Source organism: Simkania sp. (assembly GCF_965215465.1).
In the GTDB taxonomy this organism is placed as follows: domain Bacteria; phylum Chlamydiota; class Chlamydiia; order Chlamydiales; family Simkaniaceae; genus Simkania.
In genome coordinates this window covers 1,838,327-1,860,314 of sequence record NZ_OZ244056.1, presented here as the reverse complement: position 1 = coordinate 1,860,314, position 21,988 = coordinate 1,838,327, and the positions used below count along the sequence as shown (strand labels likewise).

Genomic DNA, 21,988 nt, shown 5'->3' with positions numbered 1-21,988 from the left:
AGTCGTTCAAGAACCTTGAACGTAGTGGTCCTCCCAATCGCAGGATGTTGGGGGACATAAACGAAGAAACTTGGTCAAGCCGTGAATTTTGCCATGGATCGGACTAAAGCTCCTTTTAAATTGGGTCCTATTATGTCAAATACTCTCTTTTCTCACAAGTTTCAATAAGATGTTTTTTGCGCCATTTATTTTTCTTAAAACGCCAGTAGAGGATGGCCATAGCCGTAGCGCTGTAAAAAATCCAAATGTAAAAGGCGGTTTCAATGGGAGCCTTGGGAATGACCATAAAGATATATGTTGGAACGAGCAGACAAACCCAAATAGAGGCGATGCCAGCGATCATTAAAAAGATGGTGTCTCCAGTGGCGGTCAGCATGCCACTTAGCATGTAACGAATATTTTCAAAAGTGAGGTAGAAAACTAGGGTGGCCAAGGCAAACTTGATGGCCGATTTGGTGCTGATCATCAGCTCATCTGTGAGAAAAAAGTTTCCCTCTAATGCTGCAGGATTTCTGAAGAACCACTCGATCAATAAATCGGCACATCCGATGAGGACAGCGACAAGGACAACGGCAAAAAAGAGAGTGAGGATGGTGCCTGACTTGAACACCCTTTTCACTTCATGGAGCTGCTTGGATCCGATGAGGTTCCCAGTGACGGCAGCTGCCCCTTTTTCGATGGCCATTGCGAAAAAGAGAAGGAGGATCAGAATGCTTTGAGTCACACTCGAGACAATGATGTGCTTAGGGCTGATTTTCTCCATCATTTTATAAAAAATGGCCCAAGCAATGAGCTCGAAGAGAAAGAAGACCCCTGGCGGCAGCCCGACTTTTAAGCACCTCCAAAACGCTGACGGTTGGAACTTCCAGTTTCCTGTCCCAAAGTGGCTCCGGTTATCAGAGCGGAGAAAGAGGGCTCCTAAAATGATCACCTGAATGCCGATCCCGATTCCTGTGGCAATGGCAGCTCCTTTGAGCCCCATCTCTGGGATCCATCCCTTGACCCCAAAGATGAATAAAGGGTCGAGCACGATATTGATGGCATTCCCTAGAAGAGCCATTCACTGGATGATACGGGTTTTGCCTTGGCCGATAAAAAAGGCTGAAATGGCAGCAAGGAAGGCAAAGCTGGGTGCAAAGTAATTATTCCATTTGAAATAGGCTAATTCATCGGCATTAAAAAAACCGATGCGGTAAAGGGAGTCATTCACGACGGTTCCCAATAAGAAAAAGAAAATGATGGAAATGAGGGCGAGCCAGATCATTTGCCAAACAGGCTCACCGAGCTTTTGGTGCTTTTTGGCCCCGTTATATTGGGCGACAAAGACCTCAGCCATGGAGCAAAGAGTGACCACGGCAAAGGTGGTTGCCCACCAAAAGGTTCCAGCACTGACTGCGGCGCTGAGGGAGCTGGCTGAGTAGTTTGCCAAATACAGCCGATCGCAAAAGATCATGGCAACCATCGAAAAAAAGGAGACCATTAGGGAGCAAGAAACTTTCCACAGTTGCCTAAGGGATCCTTCACGAATCTCATTCGTTTGCATATTATTAATACTCAAGAAAATTCAAAAATTTGACTTTTAACAGCTTCAGTTTCCCCTACCTTTTTCCTTCGTCTTTTCGTTCCGTGTCACATGAACACGGCAACTCAGCTCAGAAGCAAAAAGGATAGGCCTTCCTTGATAAAACGCAAATTTTCTAATTCTCCTGTGTATGCTCAAAAAAAATTTATAGTAAATGCTCTAGAAAATGAGTCTTTCAGTTATTGAGTTGCCTCCAACCTAATCTAACTAAATTATGGCTAATAACTCGAATATTTGTCATCTTAGAAGTTTTATATGGAGGACATTTTTATGAACGATCAAGAAGTCGTGATTTTGTATCGAAACTGGCAAGGAGAAATCGCCAATCGTAGGATCCTTCCAAAAAGTGTTTATTATGGCTCGAGCCAGTGGCATCCAAAGCAACAGTGGCTTTTAATTGCGGACGACCTGGAAAAAAATGCAGAGCGACACTTTGCGCTAAAAGACATTTTGTCTTGGTCGCCCAAAAAGATTAATGCTGGTGTATAAAACATACTTGCGGTAAAACCAGTTTTTTTAGTATGTTCTCTCCTTATCGCAATGGGGGCTTAGCTCAGTTGGTAGAGCGTCTGATTTGCATTCAGAAGGTCAGGAGTTCGACTCTCCTAGCCTCCACCATTATCACCCATTTATTGGCGCGGTTATAGCTCAGCTGGTTAGAGCGCGACACTGATAATGTCGAGGTCCCAAGTTCAAGTCTTGGTAACCGCACATTCCCCCAAGTATAAGGTTAGAGAATGCTAGAAACAATCAAGAACTTTGGGGATTGGTGCACCCAATCTCATTTCCAACATCTACATGCGATTGAAGACGCTTTAACTCCTTTAACACACGAAGAGTGGCAAAACAGTTCTCTCGCTGTTGCAATGCTCGCACGAAAAGTTTTTCAAGCAGTATTTTTAACTGTTCTAGAACCTCTCTTTGGGGCAATGGGATTAGTGGGCGCAGTGATTTCGACTGCGACAGATGAAGCCCCAGCCGGGTTTCAAGCAGTTTTAAAAGATCCTAATCATTGGACATCAATTGATACGGGCAAAAAGACCTTTCCAAAATTAATGGGTGTGGCCATCAGCGAGTACCAGTATTCGGGAATGAATAATTGTCCTAATTCTCAATGGGCCAAGTTTGAAAAAGAGGATTTACCTGCAGGAAACCAATCAGGGTGGGCCACAGATCTTTGGAATCGGATGGATGTACACATTGAGAAACTCCAAGAGCTTGGAGTGAACTCGTTTCGCTTCTCGATTGAATGGAGCAAAATTGAGCCTGAGAAAGGAAAATTTAATGAAGTTGCCATTCAACACTATGTCGAGTTTGTGAGAAAACTCAAAGCTGCAGGCATTGAACCCATGGCATGCCTACTCCATTTTTCTCTGCCACAGTGGGTCGAAGATGAAGGAGGCATTTTAAATCCAAAATTCCCTGGACTCATGGCGCACTTTGCAGAGAAAGTTTTTCCACATCTTTCTGAAGAAGTCGACCTTTGGAATACGGTCAACGAACCTGAAATCCAAGCGTTCATGGGTTATTTGCTTGGAGACTTTCCTCCGCAGCATCATTCCGTAGCAGAGATGGGTAAAGGACTCAAACATCTCCTTCAGGCCCATTGCAAGGTCTACCATGTTTTGAAAAATTACCGACCTGATGCACAGATTGGACTGGTGCACAATGTGCTTCGGTATCAAGCTTCACGCTGGTGGCATCCGATTGAGCGCCTCACATGCCATTACCTGACAAAAATGACCCATGACGTCGTACGCGACTTTATCAAGACCGGCGTCTTTGACTTTAAGGTGCCATTTTTGGCGCATGAAAAATTCTCGGTTGATGAAGTGCCTAACGATTTTAACGGCGTGAACTATTACGTCCGACCACTTTTGAAACAAGTCGCGACAAAAGAGTTTATGATTTCTACCCATCCTGAAGGTGGACACATGACAAAGATGCCATTCCGCGAAGATCCTGAAGGTCTTTACGAAGCGACTATGGAGATGCCAGGCCCCATTTATGTGACCGAAAACGGAATATCAGCACAAAGTGATAAGCAAATGGACCGTTACTATGACCGCGCCCTTTATGCGTTGAGTGAAGCGATGAAAGATGGTGCCGATGTACGTGGCTATTATGCTTGGTCGCTTTCTAAAAATGCCGAGTGGGCAGAAGGTTGGAATCCGCAGAATTTTGGTCTTTATGATTACAATAAAGTCACAAAGTCTTTTAGCTTGCGTGCTGGAGCGACAGGCTATAAAGAAATGGTGCAACTTGCACGCAAACAACAAGAAGTCATTTAAACTCACAGGAGGTGCCTATTCACTATTCAATCAATTCAAACCCCGATTTATCATGCGGGTGACTTTCTCTACGAAAGTTCTTGCTCTTTGCTAAGACGCGTTCTGCGTCTCACTTATACCATTTTTTCAAAAACCAATTTATTTGTGTCTGCCATGGTTTCTTTTTCCATTGCCTATTGCAGTGAAACTTCTCCGCCACTGCTTCTTAAAGCGCAGGAGATCTTTAACGCTGTTCATCAAGGAGAGGCTGTTTCAACATATTCCCATGAAAATAAAGTGCTCTATCATATGAATTGCTATGGTTTTTTGAACCATTTAGTTCAACAAACAGCGCCAAAAGCCTTTCAAGAAATGGTTGAAGCGATGGAGAAGCTCAAAGAAGTTGTTCCGCCTTCTTTTGATGGGATGCCATGTCCGTACAACTATGCTGCAGCTTTGAAAAACAAGCAACTAAGACATTGGGAAGTCATTGACACTCTTGAAGACATTCAGCCAGGGGATATTTTGATTTATCTTCCCGTCGGTTTTGAACCGCAAGATGATTTTGATGTCGGGCAGCCTGTTCCGGCGATTCACATGATGGTTGTTGAAGCAGTGCTTGGAAAAGTGAAAGCTAAGCACCACTTTCGAGTGATTGACTGTACGCGTATTCCACACAATCGGAAAGATGATACCCGTTATCCCAAGAAAGGGGGGATTGGGAAGTCCTCAGTCTATCTTTCGAAACGAGAAGAAAATTATGGACTGCAGTGGACCTATACCGGAAGAATCTTAGCAAAAGAAATGGTCTTTGCACGTATCACCCAGGAGTGTGACCCATTCTAAGCTGCTTGAATTTTCCTTTGGTATTAAACTTCTATGAAGGTTTCCAGAAAATGCAGATGGGACTGGTGGAGCTTTGCGCAACTCGTGTTATAGATTCCTGTTTTGTAAAGATAGCCTAAAATGGCAGCACTGCGACTGAGTTTGAGCAAAGGCATCATTTCTTGAAAATTTGGAATGGGACGAATGGTTTCATAGCCGGATAAAAACGCGGCTTGGATTGTTGTTTGAGTCGACCATTCTCCCATTTCTAAAGAGCAGAAGTCTTCTTGTGCAAAACCTGCTCTGGCAGAGGCCCAATCAATAATGCCTAGCAGTTTATTTTTATCTGCAAGTAAGTTGCCTGGTCGAAAATCCCGATGGATGAGACAAGGACCATCGACGAGTTCAAACAGGTGGAGATGAGTGTGAAAAAAATGGCGGCAGTGATTCAGTAAGGAGCTGGGCAGATGAGGTTCACATTCTTGTATTCCCTCATCAAACCTTTGGAGGAGGTCAGCTTTTGGATCACGTGATAAGCTCTCTTTTATGATGAGGTCTCCGTATCCTTGTGCTGAGTTGAGGTGGAGTCTTGCCAATTCATAACCAGCTTCCTCTGCTAATTCACAAGTGAGAGTTTCTTCGCTGAGGACCTGTCCTGGGAGATATTCCATTAAAATCGCTCCATATCTCTCAGCGTTTGGCTCGATTGTTTGAATGATTTTTGGAACCGGGATTTGATCTTTTAAGGCGTTTAAAAAGTAGACTTCTCTTAAGAAATGTCGATTTTGCTCGCAGATTTTTAAGATGAATTTTTTACCGTTTGGCATTGTCACTTCATAAACGATGGCAACAATTGCATCTTCATGTTCGATCAGCGAAAACAGGGCATCTTCGAGCCCAAGGAGTTCTTGGTAAAGATTAAGCTTCAGTTTTGGCGAGGGCATCTTTTGCTTTGACAATGTAGCCTTGTTTGAGCTCAGCTTGGTAAACAAGGAAGAGGCCTAGAGAGACAACCCCTGTTGAGGCGAGGATCACCCAGGATGGAGCTTCTCCTAAAAGGATCCAACTATTCAGCGATGCAAAGATGGGGCTGAGAAGACCCAAAAATGAGAGAAACGTCGCTGTGAACCGTTTGAGCAAAAAGCCGTAGAGGTTGTAGCAAAGGATGTTTGAGATCAAAATCATGAGCACGATCCCCTGCAAGAAGGGGGTGAGTTGTCCTTCCGCAATGGGAAGGGGATTCCATGAGTCGACGAAGAAGGAGTGGACAAAAGCCATCGTTCCGCCAAGCAACATGCTGTATCCATTGGCATACAGAGGAGATAGGGTGTGGTTTTTCACGATGATGCGCAGGAGGACCCATCCGTAAACTGAGAAGAGGGCGGCTCCCATGATAGCCAGCTCAGGCCAGGAGAAAAAGCTGAAGGCGCTAAGCAGGTTTTCAGAGCCCGTTTGCAGCATCAGAACGGGGATAAACCCGAGAAAGCCGATGAGCATGCCAATAATTTTTTTAGTGTTCACTTTCTCTTTGAAGTGAATGTAAGAGAATATGGCGGCAAAGAAGGGAGAAAGAGAATAGATGAAACACGTTTTAGCTGCAGTGAGGTGTTGGAGTCCCCAAAATTCCAAGATGTTTGTCAAATAAATACTGAATACAGCGAGGGCAAGAAGGGGGAGAATTTGTTTTTTTCCGATTTTAAGCGACTTGCGGTCTTTGAGAGTTAGCCATCCAATAAGGATCAAGCCTGCAAAGAACATACGAAAACCCGTAAGGAAGATGGGCGGACTGTTTTCTAAAGCAAGTTTTCCTAGGGAAAAAATGCTCGACCAGGCCGCGTACATGAAAATCGCCAGCGCTACAAACATAGAATTTTTTTGAATTTACCTCGGTTAATGGAAGTTTAACCTGGAATCCGGTTTGAGTCAAATCTTATAAGGCAATCATGTCTTTAGGCTTGAGAAGGCTGCGGCCTTCTCCTTTGCGGACGTAAGGAGATTTTTTATCGATCAATCTATCCGCAAAAGGTGAGATACCTGGCTTAATGTAAATCGGATTAAAGAAAGGATCTCGATGAACGACAGTTCCAACAAGCCAAATGGGGATTGCAAGAGCTAAATTGACAAGGAACCCTAACGTCGAAAGGAACCCGACGCCCAATTTTGCTAGAGGAGAAACGTCGTTCACTTTTGTATAACGCTTAGGTAGGATTTCACCTACAATGGGATTTGAACTCCATTCGAAACCGAGAATTTTGGTACCAATTTCATGCCCCTTGACCAATCCCTCACATGTTCTTGCATTGCGTGTGTTTTGATGGCCTGATAAGCAGTTTCCAAGAATCACTGAGTTTTGAGGGGCTTCATGCTTTAAGCTAAGGTGAGGCACGACCTCGCCTTTAGGGTTTTTGAACATCTCGAAGTTTATCTTATCCAACTTTAAACAGCGATGAGCCCAATCTGCAATTGCTATTGCAGGAGTTGTTCGGTCAGTGCTGCTTTTGCAGTGTATGACAAGAGGAAGATTCAGTGCGTGACAGAGAAGAGCACGATTAAAAAGCTCTTCTTGAGGGCGCAGCTCTCCAAAGTCACCTTTTAAAGCCTTAATGGCGCCTTCTAAAAGATCCTTTTGGCGACCTTTTTCCATCCCTGTTAGATGTTTTTGAGCCATCGGAACTAAGGTTTCATAACCTGTCTCATTGATTGAGCGGGCGAGCCCCTTTCCATTATGACTGTCAGTCACAATCGCAGCCAAGCTATTCGTTTGGTTAAAGGGCTGAGAAAAATAAAGAGGTTTAACGCGAATTTTATGCCCATCAACCACGATCGTTTTGTCTTCTAATGAACGTAAAATTTCTTGTTCTCGAAGAGTCGCTTCTTTTTCATCGAATGCATCATGCTCAACTCCTGCTAAAGAGCTTAAAACTTCTTGTTCTTGAAGAGTTGCTTCTTTTTCATCGAATGAAACAAGACCAATCCCTGTCATTGGGGTCATGAGATTATTGACAGCATACGTCAGAGTGTACCCATCACCATCCTTAACGAGTCCTTTTGGATGAGACCGTTTCAGTTCATTGCGGACAATAAATTCAATTTGTTCGATGGCTTTTTCTTTTGTATCAGGGCGTCCTGTATAAGCGATGCTTTGCTGAGTTTCGCTATCGCGATGTAGGCGCATCATGCATATATTACGAGTTGTGCGATCATTACTCGATGTAATCCCGTTTCGAATTTCAACTTTTTGTCCATCCTCATCGATGAATTCATAGCCATTGAGAGAGCTGTTAAAAGCCCAAATCATCTCTGATCCTAGTTTATGGACTTCATGGCTTTCAAGGCCAAGTTCTTTGCGAACTTCTTCAGAAGGTGCAATGGTAACTTTCGAGTTGTAGACGTTCTTAGCACTGTAATTTGGTTTGAGAGCGTTCTTCCAATCATCTTGAAGTTCGCCGTCGATATTGACGCCAAATAGACGCTTGATTTTTTGAAAAAGCGTGAGCTTGTATCCTACATATCGCTCGCTATCGGGTAAGTCTTTTACTTCGCTCATCCGTCTTGCGACTTCATGGTCAAGAAGGGCATCACGGTTTTCAAAAGTGACTTTTTTTCCTTGAAAATTGGGTTTACGTTTATAGGGCTGTAGGACATGGGTGTCGTAGTCCACCTTGACAATCAGGCCAGGGGTGTCCTCTCCACGATGGTCTTTCCCAATGTGGTCGTGATAGATCGCCCGTCCTTGATCCGCATTGGAGGGATCTTCCTGATAGAGTTTATCAGTCACGTACTCTCTATGAATGAGAGGTGTGCTTTCCCCAACCGTGCTCATTATAAACAATCCCAATTAATACATTATTAAAAGAGATTATAACACAGTTAATAATTAAATTCTTACTATAGAATATTTTAATTAACTAAATTAAGTTATTTAAAATTTTATTTTTATATTGAGACATGAGTTCTACCATAAAATGGAGGTTATGGACAGAAGCAAGCGTGAGACCCGAAATTTCTTTGGCTTTGAAAAGGTGGTGCAAATAGGCCAAGGTGTAGTGCTCACATGTGTAACAGCTACACCCTTTGACAGGAGGTGTAAATTTATTTTTGAAAGCGCCGCGGGTGATTTTGAGGGGACCTTCGTGAGTGAGAAGGGTTCCATGCCTTGCAGCCTTGGTTGGGTAAGAGCTATCAAATGTATCGATTCCAAGCGGAACGCAGGCTTCAAGTGATTCGAGGTCGGCAATTCCGAGCAGATGGTTTGGCGCAGTTTCAGGTAATTTGGGCAATGTTGAACTGAGCATGTTGACCATTTCATCTTTAGTTTTCCCCATGCTTCCTCCAATCGCAAAGCCATCAAAAGGGAGTTTTGCAAGGAAGTTGCAGCTTTTTTCACGCAAGTTATGGTCGACTCCACCGTGGACTACAGCATACATTGCTTGTCCTTGGGGGTTTTTTAGATGTTCTTCTAAAGACCTTTTCTCCCACTCATGTGTGCGATCAAGTGAGCGGTGTAGGGCTTTTGGGCAAATGTGATAAGGGGGAAGCTCATCAAAAGGGATGATGATGTCTGCTCCTAAGGCTTTTTGCGCTTGAACCGACGTTTCAGGAGTGAGCAAAACTTTTTGCCCATCTCGATAGGACCGAAAGAGAACGCCATCACCTGTGATTTTTAGGACAGAGCCTTCAGTCTTTTTAGTGCCTTTACTTTTGAGTTCGTCAGCGACGCCACCATAGGCCAAGCTAAACACCTGAAATCCTCCTGAATCGGTAATGATCGGGAGATTGCGATTGATGAACTTATGAATCCCTCCAGCTTCGCGAATGACAGATGTTCCAGGTTGAAGAAGCAAATGGTATGTGTTGCAAAACATGAGTTGGAGGCCAATTGTTTTGACCATCTCATTGTCGAGAGCTTTTAACGTTCCGTTGGTGCCAACTGCCACAAAGTTCGGAGTATCGATGATTCCATGAGGAGTGTGGATGCGTCCCACCCTAGCGCGGGATTTTGTCGACTGATGTAGGACTTCAAATGTGAACGGGATCACGAACAAACCTCTTGGAAAATGTGGTGAATGGAGCCATACAAAAGATGAGTGAGACTTTGACGAGATAGCTCACAAGTATGATGTGAGTCATCGAATGAACGAGCCCATATAAGGCGAGAAAGCTAAATAACACTGTGTCGATCAATTGAGACACGAGCGATGCACCGCCGAAGCGGAGGAAGAGCTTTTGACTTGGAAACTTATTTTTCAACAGCCCATAAATCCAGACGTCAAGTCGTTGGCAAAATAGGCCAACGGCAAATGAAGCGATCATGATGCGCGGGGTTGAGGCGAGAAGCTGTTGAAACACATCTTGCATGGTGTCATAGGGGCTAGGGGCGTAGAGCAAATGCAATTGAGATAAGACAATGAAAGAAAAGAGGAGAAAAAAAGCGATCCAAATGGCCTTTTTGGCAACGTGTTTTCCGTAGTATTCCTGAAGGAGGTTAAGGGTAAATAAAGCGCCAATTGTGAAGACATCGGTGCAAGTGATGTGAAATCCAAAACAAACCATCTGCTTGGTGACAAAGAGGTTACCGATCACAACTTGCAATCCAAGCAAGGCAATGAGCGCCGACTTCCCCAAACGGAGGGCGACTAAAACAGCGGTTATCAGCACGAGGATGTGAGAAAAAAAGAGCAGTTCGTTCACGGCTTAGACGGTTCTTGTGGGTGGATATGAACGCCTTCAGGGATATGCAAGGTGGTAGTAGGGAATGCGCACTCAGCTCCGTGCTTTTCGATGATTTCTATGATCTTGATATAGACCTTTTGTTGGACAAGTAAGTATTCAGCCCACTTGACTGTCTTGGTGAAGCAATAAACGAGGAAGTTGAGAGATGAGGGACCAAACTCATCAAAACGGACCATCAGATACATGCTCGTATCGATTTCAGGATTATTTCTCAGCATCTCCTCAACTTCAGCCACGATATCCCCAACTTTAGAGGCATCATCATAGCGGACGCCAATCCTCGTTTTAATTTGTCTGTTAGACATACGCGAGGGGTTTTCGACAGAGATGTTTGAAAAAATCCCGTTTGGAACATAAAGCGGGCGCTTACTAAACGTGCGAATACGGGTCAAGCGCCATCCAATCGTTTCAACATAGCCTTCAATCTCCCGATCTGGTGAGCGTACCCAATCTCCGACATTAAAAGGTCGATCGAGGTAAATCATCAGGCCACCAAAAAAGTTGGCGAGCAAGTCTTTTGCTGCTAAACCGACCACGATACCTCCGGCACCACCAAAGGCAAGGACGGCAGAAATATTAATATTACGGGTTTGCAAGTAGACGAGCAGGGCAATGAGTATCACACCAATGCGGGAAATTTGGCAAACGGCTCGAACAGTTGTTTTGTCGTATTGCTTTTTTTGCTCGCGGTGCCCACGGACATAGTGGATTTCCATGTTCTTGATGAATCTGAGGGTCATCCATAAGAAGAGGAAAATGACGGCAAAAGATCGAACTCCACGAAAGAAAGGAACAAACGTATCATTTTCAAAATGGTAGCCGAGGATTTCAGCCCCAAAGGTAATTGCCAGAGTCCAGATCAGAAATTTAAAGGGAAGAGCGACTGCTTTGAGAAGAGACGCATCCCAGGCTAAATGGGTCTTCTCCAGCTTTGGCATCAGCCTTTTGTAAAGACGGCTAATCGAAAAGTGTAAGACGAGAGCGAGAATGATAATGAGCGAAACAGGTGTGATCCATCCTCGATGAAAAAGTAGGTTTGAGATTTCGTGTCCAGGTTCGTCAATTGTCATGATACGAGTTTCTGCAAATCTCCTTTTGTGTGCATTTCTGTCACAATATCACAGCCACCAATGAACTTTCCATCAATATAAAGTTGAGGGATGGTAGGCCAGTTGGAAAAGTCTTTGATTCCTTGCCGCATACTGTCGTCATCTAAGACGTTGCGCGTTTCGTAAGGAATTTCAAGTTCGTTTAAGATACCAACAACTCGTGCAGAAAATCCGCAGACAGGCATCATTTTTGTCCCCTTCATAAAGAGAATCACGCGGTGAGACTCGATATCTTTTTTGATTTTTTCTAAAGTGCTATCCATGCTTTTTCTCATTCCACTCTTGTGGAGTCAGGGTTTTTAAACTTAAAGCGTGCAATGCCGATTCAAAGTGGCTTTTGAGAGAATTCATCACAAGTTGATGCTGCTCGATGAGCGACTTGCCTTCGAAGATAGGTGAAACGACAAGCGCTTCAAAGTGAAGTCCATCTTGCTGAGGATTGCGCACCTCGACGTGTGTGACTTCGAGAGCTTCTTGGATGACAGATTCAATTTCAAAAGGTTTCATTGACACGACTCGTATTTTTTGCCGGATTGTACACAAAAACCGAGTAAATGAGAAGGATCTATCCCAAATTCAAAGAATTTTTTCTTAGATTCCTGTCTGTTTTAATTTTTCCCGAATCTGTTGCACTTTACGCTTTAAGGGCGTTATAAAACTCTGTCAGTTTAGTTGAATTTCATATAGAATTTCCTCCCTAAAGGGAAAATCTCTGCGAATAAATCTAAGAATCTAGATCAGTAGAGTTATAAAAAAAGTTTGAGGAGGTCATTTTATGTCTGTATCTTTAACACCAGAGCTATATGGAAACACTGAACAGTTTCCAAAGTTTACTAAAACGGCTGTCAGAGGGGGAGTCGATTTACTAAATGACTGCGAGGAATGCAAGAAAACTGCAGATGGAGCTCGCGACTATGGTCAATGCTTTTTTCATCTTTTAGATCATCTCGCTTCAGAAAGAGCTTTTTTTGCTAAGAGTTCGAAAACACCTCATTTCGAAGATTTTGGAGCTCCTAGATATAACGCTGAAAAACAACAGGTTTCCAAGCTCATGACTCCACTTGCTGGACCACAATACGAAGCGTATGGAAATAAGATGATTGAATATTTCCAATCTCTTCTAAAAACGATGGATTATACTGCACAAGGATTTGCCGAAACAAAAAAGACTTTTGATTTCCCCGAAGTTCTTGGGAGGAAAAGCCGCATCAATGTGGAAATATTTAATCGCGAGAACTTGAGCAAATGGACCATTCCACAAGATGATACGGGTATTCGTAAATGGAACGAAATCGGCAAAGCAGTTGGCTTGAAACAAGTCCATTCTAAGTCTGACTTAGGTCACTTTTTTCAAGAGCTTAATCAAGTCTTTTTAACTCCCGGAAATATGGAGCGCTTAGCAAAATTAAAGAAGTTACATCCGGAGTATTATAAAATCCTGAAGGTCAACTCACTTGTGAATAAGCTTCAAGAGAAATTTCCTCAGGCGGAAATGACTTCTCAGACTTCTTACATTTATGTCACCTATCGCGTAGAAGTTCAGGGAAAGTTTGTTGCTTTATCTAATTATATGACCTGGACAAACGTCACAGGGCGTGAGGATCCGGTTGATGCGATGAAGGGTCGATCAGCTCCGATATTGGAGCATCTAGATCCGCTGTTAATTCCAGTCTTATTAGAGGATATCAGTCTTGTGTTTAAGAAAGTCATGGAGCAAGGTCAAAATGAAAGCTCTTCCGATCGAGCCCAAGAGATTCTGATACAATACCTTTTTTTCCCATTGCACTACATATAAAAGAGGGAGTGGTGCGACCACCGAGTGGTTGGGAAAAGTGATTTTGGGCTGGCCCAAGTTTAGACAGGCAATTGAACTTCATCCGACTGAAAAGCCGACCGATGATGACAAAGAGCAGCTTATCTCATATTTGTTTGGTCATCGTTCCAAAGAAGGATGGCGCAAAATTAAGAAAACAGAGTGGTTAAGCAGTGTGATTTTAGCTTTGCAAAAAGAAGGTGAAAAAGAGGAAGTTCAAATCGAAGATCGAAATATCAATCTTGAAAGTCTTACAACTCCTTTTCATTTGTTTCAATTTTCCTAAATAGTCGGCCCTGAAAAAGTAAGATTTCCAAGGAGAAAAAATTGCTCTCCTTGGGAAGAAAAAAATTGAATCTGCAAGTATTTCAAATCCCTATCGTCATTTCCTTGCAATTTTTTCGATTGGACATCGACCCTTCTACACGAAAAAAGAGCATTTTTTTGTCGAAGAGACTTTTTCAGGGTCGACTAAATAGTGTTGTCATGAGATGGTCTATCAAGAAGTGGCTCCTGGAATAAAAGTTCAAGGCGATGAGATAGCAGGAAGCCCAAATCGGGCTTTCGAAGGAAGTCGGCGAAGAAATTTTCTCCACGAGTCGATTAGGGATTGAGTAACTTTTAACTACACTATCTGAGGCTTATCAATACTAACAGGTTTCTGCTTTTTTAAAGGTTTCAAGAGTTGGAAATTTTCCTGAGTCACAATACTCTAGTCCTTCATACATCAGGTTTGGTAAGAAAGAATAAAATAAGGCTTCAGAGTAGTTAACGACGACGTCTTTGAAAATCGGATGTGTTCTTAACAAATAAGTCGCAACGTAAGGAGTCAGATAAGCACTTAAAAGAGCTATACTAATACCCAAACAAATATTTTCTTTCTCAGTGAGCTTATGGAAGCGATTAATCACAAACGAGCTGGAGAATCCCATGACATCAAAAAGTCTACCAGATATATTCGCAATCGTGACCGCGATTCTTATGCTATTCCTTCCAGCTTCGGGCCTGTAAAACAATCCCATAGAATGTGTGACCATTGAAACTGTATTGTTTATAATTAATGAATAACCAAAGGGATAATGGCTAGAATTTAGAATAGACATTCCTAAAAACCTCCTTTTAATTTTAAACTAAAAAATTTATAGCAAATTCATTTTACTTGCAATTATTTTCTTAAGAAAACGGTTCAGAGAGTAATATTTTTCCTTAAGATTCGTCTTGTATTAGGGGTTCCAATCTAAATAAGCGGTAGTTCACATTATCCCGTCTGATTTCAAGAGAGCCAAAAACAGGGTCAAAGTAAAAAATATCCTCTTCAAGCTCAACCTTTTCTAGCTTTGACTGCTTCATTTTATCTACTTCTTCCAATGAGGGAAAGTCTGCGGGGACCCAAGCATTTTCGGTTAATAAAGCTTCCATAAAATGACGGTGGCTTCCTTCAGTGCTAAAACAGCTGTGGAAGCACTTCCCAAGCGTTTCCTTTTCCCCGTTGATTTCCTTGACCTCAAAAGTATATTGAAAGAACCCTCTATGTACTTTGCCATCTATTTCAACTTCGCCTGGAATGGAGTATAGTTTGACAGGTTTATTTGAATTAAGATGTGTGACCGTTTCAGAAAAGCAAAAATTTGTTCCGACGAATTGATCGATGATTTTAGGAAAACAATGAAATGCCGTGACTTTTTTCCTAATATCTGGAAGTAGAGAGGCGTATTTTTGTTCTTTTTTAAGAGTTTTTGTTTAGGAAAAGCGAGTAAAGGAGAACTTTAAATAGGGTTTTCAAGGAAGATTTTAGATAAGGCTATCTAACTAAAAACAACAGTTTTACTGTTGTTGAGAATGACCCGCTGCTCCACTTGATATTTGAGTGCGCGAGCTAAGACGAGGCATTCAACGTCGCACCCAAGCTGAACGAGCTGCTTGGGGGTATGGTCGTGGCGGACCCGGATCGTTTCTTGATCGATGATCGGCCCTTCATCTAAATCAGCGGTGACATAGTGGGCTGTAGCTCCAATGACCTTCACCCCACGCTCATAAGCTTGATGGTAGGGCTTGGCCCCTTTGAAGCTTGGGAGGAAAGAGTGGTGGATATTGATGATTTTTCCGTGAAGCTTTTTGCACAAGTCTTCAGAAATGATTTGCATGTAGCGAGCGAGGACAACAAGATCGATTTCGAGGTCCTGCACCATTTGTAAGAGTTTTTTTTCTTGCTCGGCCTTATTGTCTTTGGTGATCGGGAGATGATGAAAGGGGATGTTGTACCAGGAAGCCATTTCTTTTAGATCTTCATGATTGGAGACAACAGCCGGAATTTCAATTGGGAGGGTACCATTATCATGCCGGTGCAAAAGGTCGTTGAGGCAATGGCTTTGCTTTGAGACCATGATGAGAACTTTTGGGCGGTAGTTTTTGTCGTGCAATTCAAAGCTCATGCCAAATTTTTCGGCAACAGGCTGAAAAGCCGCGCAAATGTTTTCTTCGCTAGATGATCCATTTTCGACGCGGAAATCAATGCGCATAAAAAACTGCTGAGTCGAGGGATCACTAAACTGAGAAAGTTCAAGAATGTTGAGCCCATTTGCTGCAAGCATTCCTGTGACGGCAGCCACGATTCCAATCTGATCTTGGCAAGAAAGGGTTAAAATAAATTCATTTTCAAACATGAGAAACAAGATAGCACAATGGTTATTTCTGAGCGAGTCCGCAGATGAAATCGACCTCACTTTTTGTGACAGGCTGGATGGAGAGGCGGGTTCCCTTTTTGAGAAGAAGCATATTTTTGAGTTTGGTGTACTCCTTTAGATCCCCTAAAGGGAGGATTTCTGGGAATTTTTTCACAAACGCAACATCAACCATCATCCAAACAGGCTTTTCTTTGCTTGAGCGAGCATCATAGTATTTGCTCCGTTTATCCCAAGCCGTGTGGTCTGGGTAAGCCGTTTTGCAGACTTTGGCAACTCCAACGATTCCTGGAGGAGTGGCATTGGAATGGTAAAACAACACCAGATCTCCCACTTGCATCTCATCTCGCATGAAGTTGCGCGCTTGGTAATTGCGAACGCCATCCCAGCACGCTTTTTTTTCTCGTTTGAGGTCGTCAATCGAGTAGGTTGAAGGTTCGGATTTCATCAGCCAGTATTTCATGCCTTTTTACCATAATATGCATTGAGCATTTCTTCAACCTTCTTTGCAATTCTTTCGGTAGCTCTCGGAATTCCCTGGTTATGGTTTTCACGGATTCCCATGAAGTATTTATGTTTCCAGTTCGTGGACTTAGAGAGAAGTCCCCGAGCTAGTGCAACGGACGGAGAGATGATAGGATCAGCGATAATACTGCCAATATATTTAGAGATGTCTTGGTAGAAATGCGCATTGGTGGTTTGAAAAATCAACTCAGGGCATTTCAGCTCTACTGACGACTTGAGCGTTTCAAAGTTCCACCTAACAAAGCGGATGAGTGTATCGATGGGTTTAAAGAGCACCTCTGCAGCCGTATCTGCAAAGTCAGTGAAGGTTCGGCTCTTCATAAAGAGGTAGCGGACACCTTCTTTAAATTCATGGTTTTTGAGAGCTTCAGCTTGCACGCCACCACCTATGGAGTGTGCATAGCCTAAGATGGTCTTTGCTTTGATGTCCTCTTCTAAGATTTTCAAAAAGGCTTCATAGGCTTTGACCATGATGTCTCGATTGGGCAGCCCAGAGCTAGCCCCCACCCCTGCGTAGTTAAAGTAAATGGCATTTGTCTCAAGCGCATCTAAAAAAGTGGTGAGTTGATCCTGGATGTACTCTCCCATTTCAGGATGACCTAAAACTTCGTAAAACTCCCCGTTTCCTCCTGACACGAGCATCCAGCAATCGCTTTCCAAGTTGCGCCCCATCATCACGGCATCAATTGTGTAGCCATCAACTTGAATTGAGAAACGTTTGATCTTGAAGCCCTGGTCGTTTAATCTCTCAACATCGATTTCTTTTCTCCAAGATGAAGAGACAAATAGGCTGAGAATGGACCCAGGAACGGTTGCAAGTCCAACTAAACCGTGAATCAAGTGGGGAAAGGTAAAAGGAAAAAGTACTAGCTGTGCGGCTAGGGGAACATAAGGAAGGCCATAATCTCGGAAAAACTGAAAAAAGCTGCCAAGTTTGTGTAAAGCCATATAGCAGAAGCAGAGGCATCCTACTGCGAAGAAAACTTGCTGCGCAATGCGCCAAACTTTGTTACCTGTCTCAATCACATGCATGGGTGCAGGAGCTTGATTGGTTCGGAGCTCTTCTTTCGCTTTTTCTACGTAGTTTGTCTGTTTATAAAAAGCATTTGAACCATGTAAAATGTCGTATAATTCCATAACAGCCTTGGTTTTTTGCAAAAAACTATACAGAAATTGTTAGAAATTAACAATGAAGAAATAGCTGAATTGAACCAAATTACCCTGCTTTTTTCTCTTGAGGAATAAGAATGTAAACCTTTAAATAGAATTTATTAGCTCTGAAGGAGAATGTTGTATGGCAAAAACTTTAAAACGCGTCGCTGTCACTGGTGGGGGAGGACAAATCGCGTATAGTGTCCTGTTTCGCATCGCAAGCGGAGAACTCTTTGGTCCTGACCAACCCATAGCTCTTCATATTTTAGAAGTGCCTCAAGGTTTAGAAGCATTAAAAGGGGTGGTGATGGAGCTCGAAGACTGTGCCTATCCACTGCTCAAAGAAATTAAAATCGGAACCGATCCTGTTGAAGTTTTTGGCGATGTCAATGTCGCAATCTTGATTGGGGCAAAGCCCCGAGGTCCAGGAATGGAGCGCAAAGATCTCCTTCAAGACAACGGAAAGATTTTTGTGGGTCAAGGCCAAGCGCTAAATAATGCAGCTGCCAAAGATGTTCTCGTCTTTGTTGTAGGCAACCCGTGCAACACGAACTGTTTGATTGCGATGCACAATGCGCCTGATATTCCACACCATCATTTCTTTGCGATGACACGCCTCGACCAAAACCGGGCGCAGTTTCAACTCGCGCACAAGGCGGGAGTAGATATTACTGAAGTCGATAAGGTGACAATCTGGGGAAATCACTCAGCAACCCAAGTTCCCGATTTTGTCAATGCGACGATTCAGGGAAAAAAGGCTACAGACATGATTTCAGACAGAGAGTGGCTAGAAGGCGACTTTGTGACTTGCGTGCAAAAACGCGGTGCAGCTGTCATTGGTGCACGAGGTAAGTCTTCAGCGGCATCAGCGGCAAATGCCATCCTCGACGGAGTACGGTCGATCACTAACCCAACAAAAAGTGGCTCATGGTATTCCATGTGCACCTTGTCTAACGGAAACCCTTATGGCATTAAAGATGACTTGATTTTTTCCTTTCCATGTCAGACAGTAGGGGAAAACCAGGTAAAGATTTTTGAGGGGCTTGAATGGGACGCATTCTTGAAAGAGAGAATTGCAGCAACGGAAAAAGAGCTCTTAGAAGAACGCGATGCAATCGCACATTTATTGAAATGAGGCAGTGATGGAAGAAGTCCTTTTTGAAGTGACAAAACAGCAGCTTGAAACGGGGATGCGTGGTTATCCTGTTGGATATTGCACCACGTCTTATGTGGATCCCATCAAAGGACTTTTTTATCGAGGACGCCCCATTTCAGAGCTTTATAAGTGGGAGCCTGAGCGGGTCATTTATCTTCTCTACCACGGAAAGGAGGGCTCAGCTCAAGATATCACTCATTTTTCGCAAGAGCTCAAGAAGCGTTCACATTGCTCACAAGCCGTTGTAAAACATATCGAGTGTTTGCCACGTCAAGGACATCCCATGAAATTGTTTTGCTCTGCATTGCTCATTTTAGGAATGCTTGAAGGGCAAAAAGATTATAAAGAAGATTGCCTCAACCTCATTGCAAAACTTCCTCATCTGACAGCAACAGTCATTAACCACCATTCTGGCTGGGGTGCAACTCCTGCTCCCAATGCAGAAATGGGTTATATGGAAAACTTTGCTCACATGTTGCAAGTGCCAAATGCCAAAAAAGAAGAGCTTTCTGAAGTACTGAGGCTTTTTAATATTCTCCATTACGACCATGGAGGAGGAAACCTGTCGGCGTTTGTGGGGAAAGCCGTTGCTTCGGGTTTAGAAGACATGTATGGTTCCATCGCATCGGCAATGTGTGGACTTGCTGGCCCCCGCCATGGAAAAGCCAATCAAGATTGCTTACAATTCGTTCAATCTGTTCTCGATGAAGTCGGTGAGGCCGCCTCTGCAGACCAAGTCGAAAACCTCATCCGCAACCGCTTAAAAAACAATGAGCTTGTTTACGGGTTTGGCCATGCGGTTCTTCGTGCTGAGGATGCCCGTGCAACCATTCTCTACGATATCGCCGAGGATAAGTTCAAAGATCATCCCCTTGTGAAAATCGCCTTTTTACTTCGCTCAGAAGGGCCAAAAGTTCTAAAAGAAAACCCGAAGATCTCTAACCCTTATCCTAACGTGGACGCGGTCTCTGGGACTGTCCTCACAGCAGCTGGGCTTGGTTACCCTGAGTACTTTACCGTGCTCTTTGGACTGGCTCGGTGCTTAGGGATTTCAATTCAGGTTGTCTACGAACGATGTGAAGCGCGGGGAGGCAAAGGAACCCCTATCGTCAGACCTCGCTATCTCTTTAAGCCTCAGTAGTTAAAAAATTGTTTAACAAATATTAATATTTGGATATAATTAAGATTATAGTAATGCTATTTTAATAATATATAATGTCTACCATAGCGATATAATGTAATTTGATAATATGATAAAAAAGGTATCGCATGTCCAAACAACCATCTTATATCCAAGATCTTAAAGATCTTCCAAGTCGGTTATCTATTTACCATTTTCGTCGCTTAGCTAGCTTGACGAGACCAAGACTTTTATCACCCATTAAAGGAAAGTACAATATCTACGATGAAAACTCTTTTTAAGTTGTTATAAATCAATAATTTAAAAAAGAGAGGTTCAGATGAGAGAGAAGGAAACTTGTGCCTGCACAAAGCAGGGTGAATTTAGACTTCCACGAAAGGAAGTGAGAGAAAGAATACAAAATACTATCAGTCAAATACTTAAATCTCTAAGGCAAGTGCATAAGCTGCTTGAAGAGGAAAAGTACTTTGAAGCGATTAATATTTGGGCAAAAGTCAGGGATTCGGGAGCACTTACGATGCTTGCTCAGTACGGAGAAAGCGAGTATCGGCACCGTTTTTCTCCCATCCAGCATCAGCTTTTGACAGCATTTTCATTGCAACTTGGGAAATTGAAAGATGTTCCCAAAAGCTGTGAAGCAGAGCTTGTCAGCGAAATCTTGAGAGCGCTTCAGCTCTCGATCCAACATCTCTAAAATAGAGCCGGCCGAAGTGCCGGCTTTTTTCTTTTTTTTTAAGATTCAATGAGTTATCTTCTCCTCCGGTTAAACTGCTAGAGGGGTTTGAATGCAGCTTTCAAAGGTGTTAGAGACCGCGCAAATCGCGGTGCATTGGGATCATTTGTTGGCACCAACAGATCCAGAAACGGGAAAAATTCAAGACGATTCTTGGAAAGGAATGGTCAAAAAGGTGGCAGGATTGGCGCTGGTCGTCTTTTCATATGCCTTATTTGGGTGGGAGATTGCGTCGCTGCTCCTTTTCAATACAGGTCTGTACCATGTAGGTCGCGCTTATCAAAAAACATTTTCAATAGGAGAAACTCCAGTTGAAGAGCCAAAGCTTTCACAAGAAGAAATCGATCGGCTGAATCAGCTTGGAATCGACACGATTCTGGAAGCCTCCAGTGAAGGAAAGAAGATTGGTTTAGTGATTGGTAGGTGTAAACATCAGCCAGTTCCTATGGAAGACGGTTGGTTATGGGTGGCAGGCAATATGGGAGATCCTGCAGTCCTTGAAAACCGTGTTGATCTCAACATGGATTTTTCTGAGTCAGACACGATTCAAAAATTAGAAGGGATGTTTGATCGTGTTGTTGTTGACATCTCGACACTCAAGTTCATTGATGGTGCTTGGCAACGGGCTGCTTCCTTGCTAAACCCCCTACCAACCTCTGAGCTCATTACGGAAACGACAAAAGGATGCATGGGGCTTTTACCTATGATTGAAGAAGTTCAGGTTGATTGTGCTCAGGGCTCTATCTGCTATCCCATGAGTTTTTCATCTAAGGAAATTAAGAATAATGACCGCCTTTTTCAAGAATGGAAAGACAAGGTTGGGGAAGCAGAGTTTGCGAAGGTAAAAGATGATTTCTTAAGTAAAATGGATGCTTCTGAGAAGGAGGATCTCATGAGTTTTGGCGGTGAAAAAGAGCTTGATTTAGCCTTTTACCACCATGTCTTGAATAAGCACTATCCAAACCGATTTAATGCTGGCAGAGAAGCAGCAAAAGAGGGGGCTGAACGTTTTCGACATTATCTTAAGAGTTTGTTTGATCGGGTGGAGATGTATGATGACTCGACTCCCTTTCCAACGCGTGAAGGAGTTGGGTATGCAGAAAGAGAAAGCCACTTTGTGCTAACAGGTCCGGCAAGACGTACGAAAGAACGAGTAAGGGTGTTTGAAAGACGATGAGCGTGCCTGTTGCAAACGAAAAAACTCGGTTACTGACGCAAACGTATTCTTGGTATGGTGAAAAGCCTGAGCCAACACATGAAGAGGTGGT

The 21,988-nt window shown here is 43.2% G+C and carries 25 protein-coding genes and 2 tRNA genes; 12 read left to right on the top strand and 15 right to left on the bottom strand.

Going from position 1 to position 21,988, the window contains the following annotated elements:
* Positions 1-130 precede the first annotated feature (130 nt).
* Both ACOOFG_RS08720 and ACOOFG_RS08715 read right to left on the bottom strand, forming a co-directional pair.
* The gene (locus tag ACOOFG_RS08720) at positions 131-1,060 is read right to left on the bottom strand and encodes an MATE family efflux transporter (RefSeq protein WP_420421088.1); all 930 of its coding nucleotides are present in this window, start codon (positions 1,058-1,060) and stop codon (positions 131-133) included.
* Positions 1,061-1,543: an MATE family efflux transporter gene (locus tag ACOOFG_RS08715; protein ID WP_420421087.1), complete on the bottom strand. Its 483-nt coding sequence runs from the start codon at positions 1,541-1,543 to the stop codon at positions 1,061-1,063.
* Positions 1,544-1,852: 309 nt separating this feature from the next.
* Between ACOOFG_RS08715 and ACOOFG_RS08710 the strand changes: the two genes are divergently transcribed.
* From ACOOFG_RS08710 to ACOOFG_RS08690, 5 genes are all read left to right on the top strand, one after another.
* The gene (locus ACOOFG_RS08710) at positions 1,853-2,071 is read left to right on the top strand and encodes a hypothetical protein (protein ID WP_420421086.1); all 219 of its coding nucleotides are present in this window, start codon (positions 1,853-1,855) and stop codon (positions 2,069-2,071) included.
* A 53-nt stretch (positions 2,072-2,124) separates the two neighbouring features.
* Positions 2,125-2,200, top strand: a tRNA-Ala gene (locus ACOOFG_RS08705).
* 19 nt (positions 2,201-2,219) lie between these two features.
* A tRNA-Ile gene (locus ACOOFG_RS08700) sits at positions 2,220-2,293 on the top strand.
* A 26-nt stretch (positions 2,294-2,319) separates the two neighbouring features.
* Complete coding sequence (locus ACOOFG_RS08695) at positions 2,320-3,873, top strand: family 1 glycosylhydrolase (RefSeq protein ID WP_420421085.1); 1,554 nt, start codon at positions 2,320-2,322, stop codon at positions 3,871-3,873.
* A gap of 153 nt (positions 3,874-4,026) precedes the next feature.
* Positions 4,027-4,698: a hypothetical protein gene (locus ACOOFG_RS08690; protein WP_420421084.1), complete on the top strand. Its 672-nt coding sequence runs from the start codon at positions 4,027-4,029 to the stop codon at positions 4,696-4,698.
* Between the two features lie 23 nt (positions 4,699-4,721).
* Here ACOOFG_RS08690 and ACOOFG_RS08685 read toward each other — a convergent pair whose 3' ends face one another.
* The 8 genes from ACOOFG_RS08685 to ACOOFG_RS08650 form a co-directional block, all read right to left on the bottom strand.
* Positions 4,722-5,636: a phosphotransferase enzyme family protein gene (locus ACOOFG_RS08685; RefSeq protein ID WP_420421083.1), complete on the bottom strand. Its 915-nt coding sequence runs from the start codon at positions 5,634-5,636 to the stop codon at positions 4,722-4,724.
* The gene (locus tag ACOOFG_RS08680; protein WP_420421082.1) at positions 5,596-6,543 is read right to left on the bottom strand and encodes a DMT family transporter; all 948 of its coding nucleotides are present in this window, start codon (positions 6,541-6,543) and stop codon (positions 5,596-5,598) included. Before ACOOFG_RS08680 ends, ACOOFG_RS08685 begins: the two co-directional genes overlap by 41 nt.
* Positions 6,544-6,607: 64 nt before the next feature.
* Entirely contained in the window at positions 6,608-8,500 is a 1,893-nt protein-coding gene (locus tag ACOOFG_RS08675; protein ID WP_420421081.1) for a hypothetical protein, read from the bottom strand.
* An 85-nt stretch (positions 8,501-8,585) separates the two neighbouring features.
* Positions 8,586-9,713 carry a tRNA guanosine(34) transglycosylase Tgt gene (tgt, locus tag ACOOFG_RS08670; protein WP_420422681.1) on the bottom strand — a complete coding sequence of 376 codons (1,128 nt, stop codon included), beginning with the start codon at positions 9,711-9,713 and terminating at the stop codon, positions 8,586-8,588.
* The gene (locus ACOOFG_RS08665; protein WP_420421080.1) at positions 9,697-10,368 is read right to left on the bottom strand and encodes a queuosine precursor transporter; all 672 of its coding nucleotides are present in this window, start codon (positions 10,366-10,368) and stop codon (positions 9,697-9,699) included. The genes tgt and ACOOFG_RS08665 overlap by 17 nt, the downstream gene beginning before the upstream one ends.
* Positions 10,365-11,480 (bottom strand): mechanosensitive ion channel family protein, encoded by a 1,116-nt coding sequence (locus ACOOFG_RS08660; RefSeq protein WP_420421079.1) that lies wholly within the window; start codon positions 11,478-11,480, stop codon positions 10,365-10,367. Before ACOOFG_RS08660 ends, ACOOFG_RS08665 begins: the two co-directional genes overlap by 4 nt.
* The gene (grxD, locus tag ACOOFG_RS08655; RefSeq protein ID WP_420421078.1) at positions 11,477-11,782 is read right to left on the bottom strand and encodes a Grx4 family monothiol glutaredoxin; all 306 of its coding nucleotides are present in this window, start codon (positions 11,780-11,782) and stop codon (positions 11,477-11,479) included. Before grxD ends, ACOOFG_RS08660 begins: the two co-directional genes overlap by 4 nt.
* The gene (locus ACOOFG_RS08650; RefSeq protein WP_420421077.1) at positions 11,775-12,026 is read right to left on the bottom strand and encodes a BolA family protein; all 252 of its coding nucleotides are present in this window, start codon (positions 12,024-12,026) and stop codon (positions 11,775-11,777) included. Before ACOOFG_RS08650 ends, grxD begins: the two co-directional genes overlap by 8 nt.
* Positions 12,027-12,294: 268 nt before the next feature.
* Between ACOOFG_RS08650 and ACOOFG_RS08645 the strand changes: the two genes are divergently transcribed.
* Positions 12,295-13,314, top strand: a complete 1,020-nt coding sequence (locus ACOOFG_RS08645) for a hypothetical protein (protein WP_420421076.1) — start codon at positions 12,295-12,297, stop codon at positions 13,312-13,314.
* Positions 13,315-13,351: 37 nt separating this feature from the next.
* Entirely contained in the window at positions 13,352-13,618 is a 267-nt protein-coding gene (locus ACOOFG_RS08640; protein ID WP_420421075.1) for a hypothetical protein, read from the top strand.
* 364 nt (positions 13,619-13,982) lie between these two features.
* Here ACOOFG_RS08640 and ACOOFG_RS08635 read toward each other — a convergent pair whose 3' ends face one another.
* From ACOOFG_RS08635 to ACOOFG_RS08615, 5 genes are all read right to left on the bottom strand, one after another.
* The gene (locus ACOOFG_RS08635; protein ID WP_420421074.1) at positions 13,983-14,435 is read right to left on the bottom strand and encodes a hypothetical protein; all 453 of its coding nucleotides are present in this window, start codon (positions 14,433-14,435) and stop codon (positions 13,983-13,985) included.
* A 103-nt stretch (positions 14,436-14,538) separates the two neighbouring features.
* Positions 14,539-14,751 (bottom strand): hypothetical protein, encoded by a 213-nt coding sequence (locus tag ACOOFG_RS08630; protein ID WP_420421073.1) that lies wholly within the window; start codon positions 14,749-14,751, stop codon positions 14,539-14,541.
* 386 nt (positions 14,752-15,137) lie between these two features.
* The gene (purU, locus tag ACOOFG_RS08625; RefSeq protein WP_420421072.1) at positions 15,138-15,995 is read right to left on the bottom strand and encodes a formyltetrahydrofolate deformylase; all 858 of its coding nucleotides are present in this window, start codon (positions 15,993-15,995) and stop codon (positions 15,138-15,140) included.
* Positions 15,996-16,017: 22 nt separating this feature from the next.
* Positions 16,018-16,476: an EVE domain-containing protein gene (locus ACOOFG_RS08620; protein ID WP_420421071.1), complete on the bottom strand. Its 459-nt coding sequence runs from the start codon at positions 16,474-16,476 to the stop codon at positions 16,018-16,020.
* Entirely contained in the window at positions 16,473-17,675 is a 1,203-nt protein-coding gene (locus ACOOFG_RS08615; protein WP_420421070.1) for a CPn0927/CPn0928 family alpha/beta hydrolase fold protein, read from the bottom strand. The genes ACOOFG_RS08620 and ACOOFG_RS08615 overlap by 4 nt, the downstream gene beginning before the upstream one ends.
* A 157-nt stretch (positions 17,676-17,832) precedes the next feature.
* Here ACOOFG_RS08615 and ACOOFG_RS08610 point away from each other — a divergent pair, with 157 nt between their 5' ends.
* From ACOOFG_RS08610 to ACOOFG_RS08590, 5 genes are all read left to right on the top strand, one after another.
* Positions 17,833-18,825 (top strand): malate dehydrogenase, encoded by a 993-nt coding sequence (locus ACOOFG_RS08610; RefSeq protein WP_420421069.1) that lies wholly within the window; start codon positions 17,833-17,835, stop codon positions 18,823-18,825.
* A gap of 7 nt (positions 18,826-18,832) precedes the next feature.
* Positions 18,833-19,987 (top strand): citrate (Si)-synthase, encoded by a 1,155-nt coding sequence (locus tag ACOOFG_RS08605; protein WP_420421068.1) that lies wholly within the window; start codon positions 18,833-18,835, stop codon positions 19,985-19,987.
* A 128-nt stretch (positions 19,988-20,115) separates the two neighbouring features.
* Positions 20,116-20,268, top strand: coding sequence for a hypothetical protein (locus ACOOFG_RS08600; RefSeq protein WP_420421067.1), 153 nt, complete (start codon positions 20,116-20,118; stop codon positions 20,266-20,268).
* A 38-nt stretch (positions 20,269-20,306) separates the two neighbouring features.
* The gene (locus tag ACOOFG_RS08595; protein WP_420421066.1) at positions 20,307-20,681 is read left to right on the top strand and encodes a hypothetical protein; all 375 of its coding nucleotides are present in this window, start codon (positions 20,307-20,309) and stop codon (positions 20,679-20,681) included.
* 91 nt (positions 20,682-20,772) lie between these two features.
* Positions 20,773-21,897 carry a hypothetical protein gene (locus ACOOFG_RS08590; RefSeq protein WP_420421065.1) on the top strand — a complete coding sequence of 375 codons (1,125 nt, stop codon included), beginning with the start codon at positions 20,773-20,775 and terminating at the stop codon, positions 21,895-21,897.
* The last annotated feature ends 91 nt before the right edge of the window (positions 21,898-21,988 follow it).